General features: G+C 69.4%; 15 protein-coding genes. 10 read left to right on the top strand and 5 right to left on the bottom strand.

From position 1 onward, the window contains the following. Positions 1–183 precede the first annotated feature (183 nt). The 5 genes from ELI80_RS13480 (at position 184) to ELI80_RS13465 (ending at position 4012) form a co-directional block, all read left to right on the top strand. A complete protein-coding gene (locus ELI80_RS13480; RefSeq protein WP_131673797.1) occupies positions 184–471 on the top strand; it encodes a co-chaperone GroES in 288 nt (95 codons plus the stop codon). A gap of 53 nt (positions 472–524) precedes the next feature. Further along, complete coding sequence (gene groL / locus ELI80_RS13475; RefSeq protein WP_136652471.1) at positions 525–2174, top strand: chaperonin GroEL; 1650 nt, start codon at positions 525–527, stop codon at positions 2172–2174. Between the two features lie 510 nt (positions 2175–2684). Next, positions 2685–3083 carry a hypothetical protein gene (locus tag ELI80_RS13470; protein ID WP_143803219.1) on the top strand — a complete coding sequence of 133 codons (399 nt, stop codon included), beginning with the start codon at positions 2685–2687 and terminating at the stop codon, positions 3081–3083. 75 nt (positions 3084–3158) lie between these two features. Further along, complete coding sequence (locus tag ELI80_RS16540; RefSeq protein WP_268939883.1) at positions 3159–3284, top strand: hypothetical protein; 126 nt, start codon at positions 3159–3161, stop codon at positions 3282–3284. Positions 3285–3448: 164 nt separating this feature from the next. Next, positions 3449–4012: a tyrosine-protein phosphatase gene (locus tag ELI80_RS13465; RefSeq protein ID WP_136652469.1), complete on the top strand. Its 564-nt coding sequence runs from the start codon at positions 3449–3451 to the stop codon at positions 4010–4012. An 18-nt stretch (positions 4013–4030) separates the two neighbouring features. On the opposite strand, the gene ELI80_RS13460 is transcribed toward ELI80_RS13465, so the two are convergent. Next, entirely contained in the window at positions 4031–5557 is a 1527-nt protein-coding gene (locus tag ELI80_RS13460; protein ID WP_136652468.1) for a Ppx/GppA family phosphatase, read from the bottom strand. Between the two features lie 61 nt (positions 5558–5618). Beyond that, on the bottom strand, positions 5619–7784 hold the full coding sequence (locus ELI80_RS13455) for an RNA degradosome polyphosphate kinase (RefSeq protein ID WP_136652496.1): 2166 nt from the start codon (positions 7782–7784) through the stop codon (positions 5619–5621). A 162-nt stretch (positions 7785–7946) separates the two neighbouring features. Here ELI80_RS13455 and ELI80_RS13450 point away from each other — a divergent pair, with 162 nt between their 5' ends. The 4 genes from ELI80_RS13450 to ELI80_RS13440 all read left to right on the top strand — a co-directional run bounded on the left by ELI80_RS13450 (position 7947) and on the right by ELI80_RS13440 (position 10753). Beyond that, positions 7947–8474, top strand: coding sequence for a GNAT family N-acetyltransferase (locus tag ELI80_RS13450; protein WP_136652467.1), 528 nt, complete (start codon positions 7947–7949; stop codon positions 8472–8474). A 42-nt stretch (positions 8475–8516) separates the two neighbouring features. Continuing rightward, a complete protein-coding gene (locus ELI80_RS13445) occupies positions 8517–9230 on the top strand; it encodes a molecular chaperone DjiA (RefSeq protein WP_136652466.1) in 714 nt (237 codons plus the stop codon). A gap of 108 nt (positions 9231–9338) precedes the next feature. After that, positions 9339–10058 carry a sterol desaturase family protein gene (locus tag ELI80_RS16095; protein WP_161596479.1) on the top strand — a complete coding sequence of 240 codons (720 nt, stop codon included), beginning with the start codon at positions 9339–9341 and terminating at the stop codon, positions 10056–10058. Between the two features lie 86 nt (positions 10059–10144). After that, a complete protein-coding gene (locus ELI80_RS13440) occupies positions 10145–10753 on the top strand; it encodes a hypothetical protein (protein ID WP_136652465.1) in 609 nt (202 codons plus the stop codon). A gap of 56 nt (positions 10754–10809) precedes the next feature. On the opposite strand, the gene ELI80_RS13435 is transcribed toward ELI80_RS13440, so the two are convergent. The 3 genes from ELI80_RS13435 to ELI80_RS13425 form a co-directional block, all read right to left on the bottom strand. Next, positions 10810–12648 (bottom strand): MFS transporter, encoded by a 1839-nt coding sequence (locus ELI80_RS13435; protein ID WP_201740638.1) that lies wholly within the window; start codon positions 12646–12648, stop codon positions 10810–10812. A 137-nt stretch (positions 12649–12785) separates the two neighbouring features. Further along, on the bottom strand, positions 12786–14738 hold the full coding sequence (acs, locus tag ELI80_RS13430) for an acetate--CoA ligase (RefSeq protein ID WP_136652464.1): 1953 nt from the start codon (positions 14736–14738) through the stop codon (positions 12786–12788). Between the two features lie 229 nt (positions 14739–14967). Further along, complete coding sequence (locus tag ELI80_RS13425; protein ID WP_136652463.1) at positions 14968–17262, bottom strand: glycosyl hydrolase family 28-related protein; 2295 nt, start codon at positions 17260–17262, stop codon at positions 14968–14970. Between the two features lie 209 nt (positions 17263–17471). Between ELI80_RS13425 and ELI80_RS13420 the strand changes: the two genes are divergently transcribed. Continuing rightward, positions 17472–18092: a thiamine phosphate synthase gene (locus ELI80_RS13420; protein ID WP_136652462.1), complete on the top strand. Its 621-nt coding sequence runs from the start codon at positions 17472–17474 to the stop codon at positions 18090–18092. The last annotated feature ends 1 nt before the right edge of the window (position 18093 follow it).

Below are 18093 nucleotides of genomic sequence, written 5' to 3'. Positions count from 1 at the left end.
GTTCCGAGCCGGCGCGCCCGGCGACAGTGGCACGGGGCGACGGGGGGCACCAACCCGGGTCACGGGCAGTTGACTTCGGAGTTGACTCGCCCCCGCCCCGCGCCTAGATCAGCCCTCGATTGGCACTCAACCCGATCGAGTGCCAACACCACACTGCAACCTGAGACATCGGAGTGTACCACGATGGCATTCAAACCGCTGCATGACCGCGTTCTGGTCCGCCGCGTCCAGTCGGACGAGAAGACCAAGGGCGGCCTGATCATCCCCGACACCGCCAAGGAAAAGCCCGCCGAAGGCGAGATCGTCTCGGTCGGCGAAGGCGCGCGCAAGGATTCGGGCGAGCTGATCGCCCCCTCGGTCAAGGCCGGCGACAAGATCCTGTTCGGCAAATGGTCGGGCACCGAGGTCACGCTGGACGGCGAAGAGCTGCTCATCATGAAGGAAAGCGACATCCTCGGGATCATCGGCTGAGCCGGCGACCCCTGACGGATTCCGCTTCAAACAGTTTCAGAAGGATTAGGTAAATGGCTGGCAAGGAAGTCAAGTTCAGCACTGACGCCCGCGACCGCATGCTCAAGGGCGTCAACATCCTGGCCGACGCGGTCAAGGTGACGCTCGGCCCGAAAGGCCGCAACGTGGTCATCGACAAGTCGTTCGGCGCCCCGCGCATCACCAAGGACGGCGTCTCGGTCGCCAAGGAAATCGAACTGACCGACAAGTTCGAGAACATGGGCGCGCAGATGGTCCGCGAAGTCGCGTCGCGCACCAACGACGAGGCCGGCGACGGCACCACCACCGCGACGGTCCTGGCGCAGGCCATCGTCAAGGAAGGCATGAAGGCGGTCGCCGCCGGCATGAACCCGATGGACCTGAAGCGCGGCATCGACCTCGCGACCGCCCGCGTCGTGGAATCGATCAAGTCGGCCTCGCGTCCCGTGTCCGACACCGCCGAAGTGGCCCAGGTCGGCACCATCTCGGCCAACGGCGAGAAGTTCATCGGCGAGCAGATCGCCGAGGCGATGCAGAAGGTCGGCAACGAGGGTGTCATCACCGTCGAAGAGAACAAGGGGATGGAGACGGAAGTCGAAGTCGTCGAGGGCATGCAGTTCGACCGCGGCTACCTGTCGTCCTACTTCGTGACCAACCCCGAGAAGATGATCGCCGAGCTGGAGGATGCCTACATCCTGCTGCACGAGAAGAAGCTGTCGTCGCTGCAGCCGATGGTCCCGCTGCTGGAAGGCGTGATCCAGACCGGCAAGCCGCTGCTGATCGTCGCCGAGGATGTCGAGGGCGAGGCGCTGGCCACGCTGGTCGTCAACCGCCTGCGCGGCGGCCTGAAGGTCGCGGCCGTGAAGGCCCCGGGCTTCGGCGACCGCCGCAAGGCCATGCTGCAGGACATCGCGATCCTGACCGGCGGCCAGGTGATCTCGGAAGACCTCGGCATGAAGCTGGAGAATGTCGGCATCGACATGCTGGGCCGCGCCAAGAAGGTCTCGATCAACAAGGACAACACCACCATCGTCGATGGCGCCGGTGAGAAGGCCGAGATCGAGGCCCGCGTCAGCCAGATCCGCCAGCAGATCGAGGAAACCACCTCGGACTACGACAAGGAAAAGCTGCAGGAGCGTGTGGCCAAGCTGGCCGGCGGCGTCGCCGTCATCCGCGTCGGCGGCATGACCGAGGTCGAGGTGAAGGAGCGCAAGGACCGCGTGGATGACGCGCTGAACGCGACCCGCGCCGCGGTGCAGGAAGGCGTCGTCGTGGGTGGTGGCGTGGCGCTCGTCCAGGGCGGCAAGGCGCTGGACGGGCTGGACGGCGCGAACGCCGACCAGCAGGCCGGCATCGCCATCGTCCGCCGCGCGCTGGAAGCGCCGATGCGCCAGATCGCCGAGAACGCGGGCGTCGATGGCGCCGTCGTGGCCGGCAAGGTGCGCGAATCGGACGACAAGACCTTCGGCTTCAACGCGCAGACCGAGGAATATGGCGACATGTTCCGGTTCGGCGTGATCGACCCGGCCAAGGTCGTCCGCACCGCACTGGAAGACGCGGCCTCGATCGCGGGCCTGCTGATCACCACCGAAGCCATGATCGCCGAGAAGCCCGAACCCAAGGGCGCTGCCGGCGCCGGCATGGGAGGCGGTATGGGCGGCATGGGCGGCATGGACATGATGTGATCCATCCGCCGAGGGCCCAGCCCTTGGCAGACCGGAAGGGCGCCCCTCGGGGCGCCCTTTTGCGTTTAGGGTTTTGCTGCCGTGCCCGGACGGTCGCAGGCGGCCAGAGCAGGCCGGCCGGGCTGGCCGGAGGTGATCGGAGCAAGGGTTTTCCTCCCGATCACTCCGGCCGGCATCCGCGCCGTCGTCCTTCTCCCCAGCGGCGCCGACACCCTGCGGCGGGCGGGCTGGGACAGAAGCAATGGTAGCGAGGCTGGACGCGATGAAGCGCATCCCGGTCCCGGTGAAACGCGAAGCCCGCCGCGTGTCTCGCCAGCCCGATGGCAAACTTCGTCGCAGATCCCGCCGTGTGCAAACGGCGGGAACGCAGCGTTGAAGTACGGCCGCGCGCCCGCGACTGCGAACAGGGAAAGGATGCGCGCTCCGCCAATCGTGATCGCCGCGGGCCTGCGCGCGGCGCATCATGCTGCAGCCGCCGGCATTGTCCCGGTTCAAGCGGAGGCTTTCGCCATGCGACCGATCCTGCGACCGATGCTCCCCGCGCTACTGCTGGCCCTGCCCCTGCCCGCTGCCGCCTTCACCGCGAAGAACGGCATGACGGCGGCTCAGGTCGGCCCGACCGAGATCGCGGTGCCGTTCGCTTCCGGCCGCGCCGACACCAGCTACTGGTGCGCGGCCGGAGATTTCGCCGAACGCGCCATGGGGCTTCCCGGCAAGACCCGGATGTGGCGCGCCACGCCCCAGCCGCGCAGGGCGGGCCTCGGGATCGTCTTCACGCTCGACCCCGCGAAACAGGCCGAGGGCGCCGGCATCTCGGATTTCGGCGCGGGGCCGGACGACGGGTCGGTGTCGGTGTCGATGGCCATCGCGAGCTACTGCGGGCTGCCGTTTCCGTTCTTCCGGGAGTGAATGCGAGCAGGCCGATGACAGGACCTTCGGCTGCAAGGCGTGGACCGAGGATCCGGGGAGATCATAAAGGTCGGCGTGATCGAGACGGGCAAGATCGCCCGCACCGCGCGGGAAGATGCGGCCTCGATTGCAGGCTGCAGATATCACCGAAGGCAAGATCGCGAGAAGGAATTCGGCGCTGCCGGAGTGGATGTGATGTGAGCCATCCGGGCGACGTGAGGGACCATCAGGTTGCGCCCCTTCCTTCCCGAGGTCTGTCCGACCCGCACGATGCCGTGAAGGCGTCGGTGTCGGTCCGGGCTCGCACCCCGACGGGCGTCGCGCTAGTCTCGGCCCCGGGATCGACTTGCCTCAGAGGGTCTGGAATGGTGCTGGTCAGACTGTCTGTGCGCGCGGCCCTGATCGTGCTGGCGGCGACGGTCGGCTATCTCGCCTATCTGCACGCGTCCGGCAATTTCCACGAGGTCGCCCCGGGCAAGGTCTACAGGGCGGCGCAGATGGACGGGCAGGCGCTGGTGCGGTGGCACCGCGAACACGGCATCGCCAGCGTGCTGAACCTGCGCGGCCGCAACGACGGGTCGGACTGGTACGAAACCGAACGCGCGGTGTCCGACCGGCTGGGCATCAAGCACCTGGATTTCCGGATGTCGGCGCAGGCTGAACTGGACCAGCCCGAGGTCGAGGCTCTGCTGGCGGTCATGCGCGATGCCCCCAAGCCGATGCTGATCCACTGCATGGGCGGCGCCGACCGCACCGGCCTTGCCGCGGCTCTGTATGTGGCGGGGCTGGAAAACGGGGGCGAGGATGCCGCGGAACGGCAGCTGTCGCTGACCTATGGCCATGTCGGCGTACCCTGGCTCAGCAAGGCCTGGGCGATGGACACCACCTGGGAACGGATCGAGCCCTGGCTCGGTTTCCCCGGCAGCTGACCCGCCGGGCACCCCGGCTCACACGACCACGCCCTCGACCTTCATCGCCGCGCAGAGCGACCGGAACCGCGCCTCGGCGACCTCTCCCATCAGGGCGCGCCCGGTCTTCGTCAGCTTCAGCGTCAGCGTGCCCGCCGCGCGGTCCAGCGCCAGGTCGCCCGCCTCGGCCGGGTCGCGGACCGAGAACATGGCGCCGAAGCGCATCGCCTTGCCCAGCGTCTCGGCCGCGTCGATCTGGTCGGGGGTCAGCAGCGAGAACAGCGGCTCCATAACCGACCCCGCGCGGCTGTTCTTGTAGCGGTGAAGCAGCGCGAGGCCCAGGAACACGCGCTGCGGATGCGACAGCGCGGCGAGGTTCGCGCGGGTGACGTTGTCGAAGCACGCCTCGGCCCGGTAGTCGGGGTGCGCGCGCCAGCTCGTGTCGTGCAGCATGCAGGCGGCGCGGACCAGGCGGTCGTGGCTCGGCGGCACCGCGTCGAAAAGCGGCAGCAGGAACTGGTACAGCTTCTTGCCCGACCCCGGCATCCGCGCCATCTGGCGCTCGGTGAAGCGCGCGGCTTCGATCAGCGGGTCGCGCCTGCGGATCGCGTCGGGCATCTGCTCGTAGAGCAGGCCCTCGCGGATGCCGTAGGAGCTGATCGCGATCTCGGGCGGCGCGAAGGTCTGGACCATCTGCCGCAGCACCTGCGCGGCCAACGGCACCAGTTCCAGCCGGCTCTGCGACACGCCGGTGCGGGCCTTGAGGTCGTCGATCCCCTGCTCGCCGATCCACTTCACCGTCGCCATGACGTCGTCGGGCGTCATGCGGTATTCGTGCAGGACCGTCATGGGGTACTTGCGCCGTTCCATGTCGATCCGCGCGATCGCGCGCCACGAGCCGCCGACGAGGTACACCCGCTCGTGGCCGGTGCCCATCTCGTCGGCCAGCCGCGACATGATCTTCTCGATATGCTTGCGAAGGGCCTTTCCCTCGACCTGCTGCAGCCGGAACGGGCCGAGCGGGGACGACACCCGGTTGCCCACCTCGCCGCCACCGACCTCGGCCAGTTCCATCGAGTTGCCGCCGATGTCGCAGACCAGCCCCTTGGCGTCGGGCCAGCCCAGAAGGACGCCCTGCGCGGACAGCCGCGCCTCTTCCTTGCCGTCGATCACCCACAGCTTCAGGCCGGTCTCCTGCTCGACCTGCTTCTGGAACGCGGGCCCGTTCTCGGCCTCGCGGACGGCGGCGGTGGCGACGCAGGTCAGCGGGCTGATCCCCATCCCCTCGGCCAGCACGCTGAAGCGCTTGAGCGCGGCCATTCCGCGGACCGCGCCCTCGGGGTTCAGGCGGCCGGTGGTGGCAAGCCCCTGGCCCAGGCCCGCCATGACCTTCTCGTTGTAGAAATAGGCCGGGCTGCGCGCCGCGCCGTCGAACACGACCATCCGGATCGAGTTCGAGCCGACGTCCACGACGCCCACCCGCTGCAGTTCGCGCGCGGACAGGACGCCGCGCCCTTCCTTGCCGAACGGCGTGATGCGGCGCCCGGACGTGGTCTTGACTGACATCGGCATCTCCCCGGTGACGATCTTCCGGCCCGGCGGCCCAACGGCTCGGCAGATGTCTGGTTCAATCCAGCGAGTGCGTCAATGCCGGAACGTCCCTTGCCCCCGCGGTGCCGCGCCCCGAAAGGGACGGGTTTTCCATGAAGAACCTGTGGCAGTTGAACAGGTCGTCCCGGCCTGCGGGCAGGTGGCGCAGGTAGCGGCCGTCGGGCTGCAGGATCCAGCTCTGCGCCTCGTCCGCCATGTTCGCGGCCATGACCTGGTTGGTGATCTGCGCCTTGACGGTGTCGTTCAGGCATTCGACCAGCGTTTCCACCCGCCGGTTCAGGTTGCGGTCCATCCAGTCGGCCGAGCTGATGAACACGCGCGCCTTGCGCGACGGCAGGCCGTGGCCGTTGCCGAAGCAGACGATCCGGCTGTGTTCCAGGAAGCGGCCCACGATCGACTTGACGCGGATGTTGGCCGACAGCCCCTCGATCCCCGGTCTCAGGCCGCAGATGCCGCGGATGACGAGGTTGATCTTCACCCCTGCCTGCGACGCGGCATACAGCGCCTCGATCACCTCGCGTTCGGTCAGGCTGTTCATCTTGGCCCAGATCGCGGCGCGCCGCCCCTGACGCGCCAGCTCCGCCTCGCGCCCGATCAGCTCCACGAGCTTGTCCCTGAGGCCGAAGGGCGAGATCGACAGGTTCTCCAGCCCGTCCGGCTGCACGTAGCCCGACAGGTAGTTGAAGACCTTGGTCGCGTCCCGCCCCAGCGCCGGGTCGCAGGTGAACAGCGACAGGTCGGTGTAGATGCGGGCCGTGATCGGGTGGTAGTTGCCGGTGCCGTAGTGGGTATAGGTCACCAGCCGGTCGCCCTCGCGCCGCACGACGCTGCTGATCTTGGCGTGGGTCTTGTAGTTCATGAAGCCATAGACGACATGCGCGCCGGCCCGTTCCAGCCGGCGCGACTGGCGGATGTTCGCGGCCTCGTCGAAGCGCGCCTTCAGTTCCACCAGCGCCGTCACCGATTTGCCCGATTCCGCCGCCTCGCACAGCGCGTCCACGATCGGGCTGTCGCGGCTGGTGCGGTAGAGCGTCTGCTTGATCGCCAGCACGTTCGGATCGACCGCCGCCTGCGCGAGGAAGCGGATCACCATGTCGAACGTCTCGTAGGGGTGGTGCAGCAGCATGTCCTTCTGCCGGATCGCCGCGAACATGTCGCCGTCGTGGTCCTGCACCCGTTCCGGCACCCGCGGGGTGAAGGACGGCCACAGCAGGTCGCGCCGGTTGTCCAGCACCAGTTCCGCAAGGTCCGCCATGCCGACGAGGCCGTCGACCTCGACCACCTCCTCGGGGGTGACGTGCAGTTCGGACATGATCAGCCGGCGCAGGCTGTCGGTCGCGCCGGCCGTCATCTTCAGCCGCACGACCTGGCCGCGGCGGCGGCGCTTCAGCGCGTGCTCGAACTCGCGGACGAGGTCCTCGGCCTCGTCCTCGACCTCCAGGTCGCTGTCGCGCAGCACGCGGAAGGCGCAGTGGCCCACGTCGCTGTAGCCCGGGAACAGCCGGTCGAGGTTCATCAGCAGGAGGTCTTCGAGCCTGAGGAACCGCGCGCCCCCCGGCAGCGCGATGAACCGCGCGAGCTGCCCCGGGATCGGCAGCAGCGCCTCGAGCCGGCGGCCGTCGCTGACGCGGGCGAGTTCCACCGCCAGCGAGAAGCCGAGGTTGGGGATGAACGGGAACGGGTGCGCGGGGTCGATCGCCAGCGGCGAGACGACCGGGAACACCTGGTCGAGGAAGTAGCGGTCGAGCCATTCGACCTCTTCGGAGGTGACGGTCTGGCGGGTCACGATGACGATGCCCGCCGCTTCCATCTCGCGCCGGAGCGTGTTCCAGACCGACTGCTGCGCGGCCATGAGCCGGCGCGCGTCCGCGTTGATGAGCGCGAGCTGCTCGGCCGGCGGCAGGCCGTCGTCCGAAAGGGTGGCGTTCCCCTCTCGCACCAGTTCGCGCAGGCCGGCGACGCGGACGGTGAAGAACTCGTCGAGGTTCGCGGCCGAGATCGACAGGAAGCGCAGCCGTTCCAGCAGCGGGACGCGCAGGTTCCGCGCCTCGTCCAGCACCCGCCAGTTGAAGCTGAGCCAGCTGAGTTCGCGGTTGAAGAAGCGCGACGGGCCTTCGGGCGGGCCGCCCGACAGCGCGCGGGCGGGCGGGAACGGGGCTTGCAGGAAATCGGCCTGGGTCATCGGATCGTCGGATTTGCTGGCTGAATAGCTGCGGATCATGGGATCTGGCGTGCCGACTGTCCAGCCGGATCCACGGCGGATGCGGGTGGCCGCGTTGCTTCCCCTTGCGCCTCGCATCCCCTAAGCGTCGGTGCGCCATGCCGCATCGCCCGAGGTCATGCCATGCAGATCCGCCCCGCCACCGCCGCCGACGCCCGGGGGATCGCCGCGATCTGGAACCCGATCATCCGCGACACGGTCGTTACCTTCTGGCCGACCGAGCGGTCCGAGGCAGAGATCGCGGCGATGATCGACGCGCGCCGGCGCGACGGGTTCGCGTTCCTCGTCGCAAGCGACGGGGGCGCCGGTGATGGAAGCGGGGTGACGGGCTTCGCCTGCACCTCGCAGTTCCGGGGCGGCGCGGGCTATGCGCGGACGCTGGAACACACCGTCCACGTCGCGGAAGGGCAGCGCGGCAGGGGGGCCGGGCGGGCGCTGATGGCGGCGCTCCAGGCGCACGCGACCGCCGCCGGCGCGCGGCTGATGATCGGCGCGATCACGGCCGAGAACCGCCCGAGCCTCGACTTTCACGCCCGGCTCGGCTTCGCCGAATGGGGGCGCATCCCCGCGGCGGGCTGGAAGTTCGGGCGGTTCCACGACCTCGTCCTGATGGGCAAGGATCTGGGCGCGAACGACGCGGCTCGACCGTGATCGCGTCTTTCCTGCGCCGGGTCTTGCCGCTAGCCTGTCGGCATGGATGACGTCTCGAACCCGACGCGCGCCGAGGCGCCGCGCCTGCCGCAGCCGCGCGGCTTCTGGCAGCGCATCCTCGACCGCATGGCCGCGCTGGTGGGCGGCCGCGCGGCGGTGCCGCCGGAACGCTCGGTCGCCTTCACCATCGCGGTGATCGCGCTGGGGGCCAAGATCGCCAAGGCCGACGGCCGCGTCGCCCGCGAGGAGGTCGCGGCCTTTCGCCGCATCTTCAAGATCCCCCGGACCGAGGAACGGCACGCCGCGCAGGTCTTCGACCTCGCCCGCCGCGACGTGGCGGGGTTCGACCTGTGGGCGCGGCGCATCGCCTCGATGTTCCCGCCCGCGGACCCGGTGCTGGTGGACGTGCTGGAAGGGCTGCACCTGATCGCGATGGCCGACCACAGCCTGACCGAACGCGAGATCGTGTTCCTGGACGAGGTCGCCCGGATTTTCGGCGTGGACCCCGGCGCGGTCGCCGCCATGCGTGCCCGCCACGACCCCGAACACGGCTGCCCGCCCTGCGAGGTGCTGGGCATCCCGCCCGGCACCCCGCTGGAGGTGGCGCGCGCCCGCTGGCGCGAGCTGGTCCGCGAGAACCACCCCGACCGCGCGCAGGCCCACGGCCTCCCGCGGGAGGCGATCCGCCTCGCCGAGGCGCGCACCCGCGCGATCAACGAGGCGTGGCAGACCTACCGCACCCAGTATCGCGACTGAGCCCGCTTTTCCGCTTGCCATGACGTGGCGGAACCGGCCGGCCCCAGATTGACCGGCGGCGCCTTCGGTCGCAGGCTTGTCGCGGAACCGTCGCCTGGGGAGGGGCCGATGGAACGCATCCGCCTGATGCTGTCGCACCGCGCCATCGCGATCCTCGCGGCGGCCTTCGTGCTGGGGCTCGCCGTCACGCTGACCGGGCCGGCCTGGATCTGGGCGCTGGTGCCCGTGGGCGTGGCGCTGCAGATGCTGAACGAATACGCGATGCACCGCTTCCTGTTCCATCTGCCGCCGCCGCGCGCGCAGTGGAAGTTCGACCTGCTCTACCGCGCCCATTACGGCCACCACGACTTCCCGACCTGCCCGTCGCTGTTCTTCGTCCCCGCCTTCGTCGCGCTGCCGATGCTGGCGCTGCACGTGCTGGTCGCCGGGCTGGTGGGCGGGCTGCTGATCCCCGGCATGGGCTGGGGTATCGCCGCCGCCGTCACCCTGACCGGCGGAGTCGGCACTTTCCTCGTCTATGAATGGTTCCACATGACCGCGCACCTGCCGGTGCGCCGCAGCAGGCTGGAACAGCACGTGACGACGCTCCACAACCAGCACCATTTCCGCGATTTCACCCGCTGGTTCCACGTCTCGCCCGGGGGCGAGGTGATCGACCGCGCGCTGGGCACCGCGATCTCGCGCGACGCGCTGAAGTCGCAGGCGCGGGCCGAGTTCATCCGCACCCTCGGCCTGCGCCCCGACGATCCCCGGCTGGTGTCGGCCCGCACCCGGATCGCGCGGGCGCACGGGGTGAGCGTGGCCGAGATCGCCCGCGCCGCGTCCTGACCCGCGGCTGCCCCGGGGGAACCCCGCACCGCCGCGGGTCGTTTCCCGGCCGATAGTCCCGCCCGCCCCCCGGAGGCACCCGTCCCATGCTTTACCGTCTCGCATTCACCTGCATCCTGTCGCTTGCGGTCACCGCGCCGCTCGCGTCCGGCGCGCTTGCGCAGGGCTTCCAGATGCCCGGCGCGGACCAGCCTGTCGCCCCGCAGGGGGCGACCCCGCCCGCCGGCGGCGACGGCTCGATCGGTTCGATCCTCGAAAACCTCCTGGTCGAGGCACAGCCGCACCTGGAAGGCCTCGCCGGTGCGATGCAGGGGACGCTGCAGGAGCTGTCGCCCGCGTTGCGCGAACTGGGCGGGCTGGTGGACGACATCGAGAACTACCAGCGCCCCGAGCGGCTGCCCAACGGCGACATCATCCTGCGCCGCCGCGCCGACGCCCCGCCGCCGCCCCCGACCGGGCAGCTGGAACAGCTGGTGCCGGGCGGCGATCCGCAGCCGGGAACAGTCGCGCCGGTGGGCCCGGGCGCTGCGGTCCCCGGCCCTGCTTCCCCCAACACGGCAGTCCCAGCGCCCGTGGTCCCCGCGCCCGCAGCGCCTGGCCCCGCCACGCCCAACCCTGCGGCGCCCGCCCCGATTACGCCCGCCCCGACCGCACCCGTCGTCCCCACCGGGCCTGCGCCCCGCGTCACGCTGTAGCAGGAAACGAAAAAGGGCCGGGTTTCCCCGGCCCTTTCATGTGCGGCAGAGGCCGCTCAGGCCCGCCGGTAGCCCGGCCCCGTCATGTCGTCGGTCGACGCCGGGGTTGCGGTCCCGTCCGCGAACAGGCTGCGCTTGTGGCCGTTCCACGGCACCAGCAGCAGCCCCACGATCACGGTCATGGAGGCCACGATGATCGCGTACCAGAGCCCCGCGTAGATGTTGCCCGACTGCGCCGAGATCGCGAAGGCGGTCGCCGGCAGCAGCCCCCCGAACCAGCCGTTGCCGATGTGGTAGGGCAGCGACATGCCCGAATAGCGGATCCGGGTCGGGAACAGCTCGACCAGCGCCGCCGCGATGGGGCCGTAGACCATCGTCACAAGGATGATGAGATAGGTCAGCAGCAGCACCAGCGTGAAGTTCTGGACGTTGAAGATGTCGAAGAAGTTGTCGGCCCTGGCGATCGTGGTGTTGTCCGCCGCGACCAGAGGATAGCCCGCCTGCGTCAGTGCGCCGTTGACCGCCGTCTCGAACCCGGCCTTTGCCGCCTTCAGCTCGTCCCCCGTCAGCGTCCCTTCGTAGGCCGGGATCACCGTGTCGCCCACGGTGACGGTCGCGGGCGTGCCCGGCGCCGCGTCGACGGTCGTGTAGTTGACCGACGACTTGGCCAGCAGCGCCTTGGCGATGTCGCACGAGCTGGTGAACTTGGCCGTCCCGGTCGGGTTGAACTGGAACGAGCAGGTGTCGGGATCGGCGCTGACGACGACGCGGGTGTTGTCCTGCGCCGCGGCGAGCGCGGGGTTGGCGGTGTGGGTGATCGCCTTGAACACCGGGAAGTAGGTCAGCGCCGCCAGAAGGCAGCCGGCCAGGATGATGGGTTTGCGCCCGATCCGGTCCGACAGCGATCCCCAGAACACGAACCCCGCCGTCCCGATGATGAGTGACCATGCCACCAGCACGTTCGAGGTGAAGGTGTCCACCTTGACCACGTTGTTGATGAAGAACAGCGCGTAGAACTGGCCCGAATACCAGACCACCGCCTGCCCCGCCGTCAGGCCGAACAGCGCGATCAGCGCGATCTTGGCGTTGCGCCACTGGCCGAACGCCTCTCGCAGCGGCGCCTTGGACTGCGCCCCCTCGGCCTTCATCGCCTTGAAGGCCGGGCTCTCCTCCATCTGCAGGCGGATGTAGAGCGAGATCGCGAGCAGGATGATCGACCCCAGGAACGGGATCCGCCAGCCCCAGGCCTTGAACGGCTCCAGCATCACCTGCTGGCCGTCGGGTCCGAGAAGCGGCTCGCCGCCCGAGAACTGCGGGACTGGGGCGTAGTTGCCGTTCACGTAGCTCTGCACGATCAGGATGATGATGAGCGACAGCAGCAGGCCCAGCGTCGCCGTGGTCTGGATCCAGCTGGTGTAGTAGCCGCGCCGGTTGCGCGGCGCGTGCTCGGCCACGTAGGTCGCGGCACCGCCGTATTCGCCGCCGAGCGCCAGCCCCTGCAGCATCCGCAACAGGATCAGGATGATCGGCGAGACGATGCCCCATGCCTCGTAGCCGGGCAGCAGGCCCACGATGAACGTGGACAGGCCCATGATGACGATCGTCATGAGGAACGTGTACTTCCGCCCGACGAGGTCGCCGAGGCTTCCGAAAACCAGCGCGCCGAACGGCCGGACGATGAACCCGGCGGCAAAGGCCAGCAGCGCGAAGACGTTGCGCGTGGCCTCGGGGAAGCTGGTGAAGAACTGCGCGCCGATGATCGCGGCGAGCGAGCCGTAAAGGTAGAAATCGTACCACTCGAAGACCGTGCCCAGCGAGGAGGCCAAGATGACCTTCTTTTCCTCACCGGTCATCGGCCGCGAACGGTCGACCGCGTTGAGATCTGCGTTTGCCATGGAACCGTGTCCTCCCCTCCATGAAGTGAACGGGCCGGTTGGATCCGGCCTCCGATCCTGCCGGTCGGCCGGGCAAATGGCCGGTCGCCGGAAGATTTCTCTTATGCGGGGCAGGCACCGGCGGCGCCCGCCGCCCCCTAATCCCGGACCACCCGGTTCTCGATCAGCTCGTCCACCACGCCGGGGTCCGCCAGCGTCGAGATGTCGCCCAGGCTGCCGAAGTCGTTTTCCGCGATCTTGCGCAGGATGCGGCGCATGATCTTGCCCGACCGGGTCTTGGGCAGGCTCGGCGCCCATTGGATCACGTCGGGCTTGGCGAAGGGCCCGATCTCGCCCCGGACCCAGGTCTCGAGCTCGCGCCGCAGGTCGTCGGACGGCGTGGCGTCGTTCATCACCGTGACGTAGGCGTAAATCCCCTGCCCCTTCACGTCGTGCGGGAAGCCCACGACGGCCGCCTCGGCCACCTTGGCGTGGGCGACGAGCGCGCTTTCGATTTCCGCCGTGCCCATCCGGTGCCCCGAGACGTTGATCACGTCGTCCACCCGGCCGGTGATCCAGTAATAGCCGTCCTCGTCGCGCCGGCAGCCGTCGCCGGTGAAGTAGTAGCCCGGGTACTGCTGGAAATAGGCGGATTCGAACCGCTCGTGGTCGCCCCAGAGCGTCCGCATCTGCCCGGGCCAGCTGTCGGCGATGGCAAGGACGCCCTCGACCCCGTTGCCCTCGATCGGGGTTCCGGTCGTGGCGTCCAGCACCACCGGCTGCACCCCGAAGAACGGGACCGTGGCCGAGCCGGGCTTCGTGGGCGTCGCGCCCGGCTGCGGCGTGATCATGTGGCCGCCGGTCTCGGTCTGCCACCAGGTGTCCACGATCGGGCAGCGGTGCTTGCCGACATGGGTGTCGTACCAGTTCCAAGCCTCGGGGTTGATGGGCTCGCCCACGGTTCCCAGCAGGCGCAGGCTGGACAGGTCGTACTTCTCGACCCACTCCGGCCCCTGCCCCATCAGCGATCGCAACGCGGTGGGCGCCGCATAGAACTGGGTCACGCGGTGCTTTTCGATCGTGGCCCAGAAGCGGCCGAAGTCGGGCCACGTCGGGATCCCCTCGAACATCACGGTCGTCGCGCCGTTCGCGAGGGGGCCATAGAGGATGTAGGTGTGCCCCGTCACCCAGCCCACGTCGGCGGTGCACCAGAACACGTCGCCGTCGCGGTAGTCGAAGGTGCATTCGTGGCTGAACGCGGCATAGGTCAGGTAGCCGCCGGTCGTGTGCAGGACGCCCTTGGGCTTGCCGGTCGATCCCGACGTGTACAGGATGAACAGCGGATCCTCGGCCCCCATCGGGCGCGGCGGGCAGTCGGGGCCGACCTGCTCCATCAGCGCCAGCACGTCGACGTCGCGCCCCTCGATCCAGGTGGTCTGGTCGCCGGTATGCTTGACGACGAGGACGCGCACCCTGTCCGAGCAGTGCAGCATCGCCGCATCGGTATTCGACTTGAGCGGCGTGCGCCTGCCGCCGCGCGGCGCGGTGTCGGCGGTGACGACGAGCTTCGCGCCGCAGTCGTTCACGCGGTTGGCGAGCGCGTCGGGCGAGAAGCCGGCGAAGACGACGGAATGGATCGCGCCGATCCGCGCGCAGGCCAGCATCGCATAGGCCGCCTCCGGGATCATCGGCATGTAGATCACGATCCGGTCGCCGCGCATCACGCCCTGGCTCAGGAACACGTTCGCCATCCGGTTCACCTTGTCCGACAGCTCGGCATAGGTGATGTGGCGCGCGGGCTGGGCCGGATCGTCGGGTTCCCAAATGATCGCGGTCTGATGGGCGCGTTCCGGCAGGTGACGGTCCACGCAGTTGACGCAGGCGTTCAGCACCCCGTCCTCGAACCACCGGATAGACACCTGCCCCAGCGTGAAGTCGGTGTTCTTGACGCGGGTGAACGGGGTGATCCAGTCGAGGCGCTGTGCCACCCGGCCCCAGAACGCGTCCGGGTCGTTCACGGATTCCGCGTACATCGCGGCATAGCGTTCGGGCGTGATGCGGGCGTTGTCCCACCCAGGCGGCACGGGATGCAGCGCGGCTGCGTCGGTCATGCGTTCGTCCCTCCTCGATCCGGGCCGCGCGCCGCCGCTCCTTCGCGCGGCGCCGCGTCCTGTTTTCACGACAGTATGAACAAGAGCCGCCGCGGGTAAAGACGGAACGCACGGGTGCCGAAACCGGGGGCAACCACGCGAAACGCGAAGGACCCCGCCGGATGGTTCCGGCAGGGCAAGTCGCATGATCGGGGGAAGAAACCTCGCCGCGCGGCCGGCGGCGGGATCATCAGCTCGGGTTGTCCATCCTGACCCGCACCGCCATCCGGCCCGACACCGGCGCGGTCCAGTTCAGGCCGACGTTCGCCTGGCCCGTCCCCTCGCGCGCGGAAACGAACGGCATCTCCGACAGGATGTTCCCGCCCGTGCCGCGGATCGCCGTCTCTGCGATCACCGAATCGACCTTCAGCGCGAACGCCCCGAACGGAAGCGACGCGGCCGTGTCCACGACCCACTTGGCGGCGGCCGTGTTCTGGGTGTGGGTGATCGTCACCGGGTTCGCGACGAAGACGTCCACCCCGGTGAAGCTGTTGCCCGAGAAGACGACGTTGCGGGCCGACGCGTGGTTGAGGCTGGCGATGGTGGTGTCCACCCGGTCGACCCGGGTGACGCGGCCGACGCTGCACTTGAACACGTTCCCCATCACCGTCAGCCCCTGCAGGAACTGGCCCGAGCCGTAGGGCTTGATGACGAGCCACGAGAACCCGGGCACCACGTTGGAACAGAGGAACGTGTTCCCCGTGATCGTGAGCCCGCCGAAGCTGTAGAACTGCGGGCTGTAGTTCGGGTAGGCGCTGTGTTCGTTCGTCCACTCGATGGTGGCGTTGTCGATGTAGTTGCCGGTCACGTTCACCTGCAGGTTGCACGAGGTCAGGACAAGGCCCGCGAAGCGCACGCCCGACGTGGCGCTGTCGCCCTGGAACCAGTGGTTGCCGGAAATCATGTGCCCGTTGCCGTTCGCGACTATGAAGTGGCCGAAGCGCACGAACCGGCTGTTGCGGATCTTGCAGTCGTTTCCGTTGACGTTGATCGCGACGGATCGCCGGTTCTGCGCCAGCTCCCCCATCTCGTCCGACAGGAACTGGCACTGCTCGACCACGAGATCCTGGCAGGCCCGCCCGATCGAGGTGATCGCCCGCGCCTGGGGCCGGGTGAAGAAGCAGTCGCGGAACGTCCACAGCTGGCCTGCCGGCGGCAGCATGACGCCGTTGCCGGTCCCGTCCATCAGGAACTCGATGTCCGCGAAGGTCAGCCGGTCGATGTTGCCGAGACCCGCGAAGTCGAGCGCGTAGCTTTCGCGGGTGAAGCTGTAGCTGCGCGTGCCCGCCCCGCCGAAGAGCGGTTGCGACAGCGTCAGCGTGGCGGTCGCGATGTTGCGGTCGCGGACATAGACCTCGCGCCCGACACCCGCGCCGCTGACGCGCGACCCGATGGCGATCTGGGCCACCTGCCCCACGGCGCGCAGCTCCTCGGGGCGCGCCGGGTCGTAGGTGCCGTTCGACGTGACCGTCGTCGTCTGCCACGCGGTGCCGGGGACGGTCGCGATCTGCCCGTTGCAGATCACGCGGCGGTTGGAGAACGAGCTGAGGCCCGGGCAGGCGGCGGCCACGTCCAGCGGCCCGGTCAGGTCGACGCGGCGGCCGCAGAGGTCCAGCGCGGTGTGGTCGGTGAAGCCGAACAGCGCCTGCAGCGCGCGCTTCAGGCCTTCGGTCTCATCGCCGAAGGCGTCGGCATAGGTCGGGAAGTCGAACCGGCCCTGCAGCGACAGGCGCGCGGCCCGCGGCATGATGATGCGGCCCTTGAACCGCACCGGCGCCTTGATCGCCGTGTCGGCCGAAAGGAAGTAGGTCCCGTCCGGCACCAGGATCTCGCCCCCGTTCGCGGCGGCGTCGGCGGCGAGGAAGGCGTCGCGGTCATTGGCGATCCCGTCCCCTACGGCGCCGAAGTCGCGCACGTCCACCCAGTCGAGGCCCGATGGCAGGAACGCGGCCGTCACGTCCTCGATGCGGATGCTCTCGATCCGGACCGCGCCGCCGTTGACGCCGACGAGGTCCAACCCGAAATGCCCGATCTGCGCGGTCCGGCCCCAGGACAGGGTGACGCCGGGGCGCCGGCCCATGCCGATGATGGCCGACACCTCGACGATCTCGCCGTAGCCGCGAAGCGCGGTCGCCGGCCCCGTCTCGGGCACGCCGTCGACGTGAACGCGGCCCGCGGTGCCCGCCCATCCGGCGATGCGGACCTGCGGCAGGTTGCCCGCGATCGCCTTCACCCGTGCCGACACGCGCAGGTAGGTGCCGGGCAGGATCGGCGTCTCGCCCACGAAACGCAGGCGCGTGACGTCCGCCTGCTTCACGATCTCGATGCAGGTGCCGAAGTCCTGGTCGCCAGGCACGATGGCGGCGTTCGGCGCGCCCGCCCAGGTCGCCTCGCCGGTGAGGCCGTTCTCGCGCGACCAGACGGCGAGCCCCGCGCCGAAGCCGGGCGGGTTCAGTTGCAGGCCGGCGGTGATGGCGATGTTCATCCGTGATCTCCCCAAAGCGGCGCGCGGGGCCGGGCCGGTTCGGGCCGGGCATGGGCGCAGTCATCGCGCGCAAGGTCGCAACCGGGCGTTAACCACCCCTTAACCTTCCGCGCGGCGCAACGGCGGGTTCCGCAACGAAGGCAGGCCGGATCGGCCTTCCAACACCGGCCGCCCTGCGCTATCTGCGGTCGATCACGAGGGAACACGCCATGACCGACCTGACCGTCCCGGACGCGCCGCAGCTTTACCTGATCGCCCCCGTGCTCGTGTCGGAAACCGAGCTGTCGGACCGTCTGGCCGCGGTGCTGGACACCCATCCTGTCGCCTGCCTGCGCCTGCCGGGCAGCGGCGACGAGGCCGCGCTGGGCCGCCTCGCCGACCTCGTGCGCGACATCGCCCACGCCCGCGACGTGGCGGTCGTGATCGACAATCACGTCGCGCTCGCCCGCGCGCACGGGCTCGACGGCGTCCACCTGACCGATGGCGCGCGCACCGTCCGCTATGCCCGCAAGGAACTGGGGTCCGACGCCATCGTGGGCGCGTTCTGCGGCACCTCGCGGCACGAGGGCATGAACGCGGGAGAGGCCGGGGCCGACTACGTCGCCTTCGGCCCCTGCGGCGCGACGCTTCTGGGCAACGCAGAGCCCGCGCCGATCGACCTCTTCCAATGGTGGTCCGAGATGATCGAGGTGCCGGTCGTGGCCGAGGGCGCGCTTGATCCGGGGCTTGTCGAAAAGCTCTGGCCGGTCGCCGACTTCATCGCCGTCGGGCCCGAGATCTGGTCGGCGGACGACCCCTCCGCGGCACTCGCCCGGCTCTGGCGCGCCTGAC

The organism is Paracoccus aeridis (assembly GCF_004923205.2).
GTDB lineage: Bacteria > Pseudomonadota > Alphaproteobacteria > Rhodobacterales > Rhodobacteraceae > Paracoccus > Paracoccus aeridis.
Note: the sequence above shows the minus strand (reverse complement) of the source record. Positions and strands in the feature narration are given on the sequence as shown.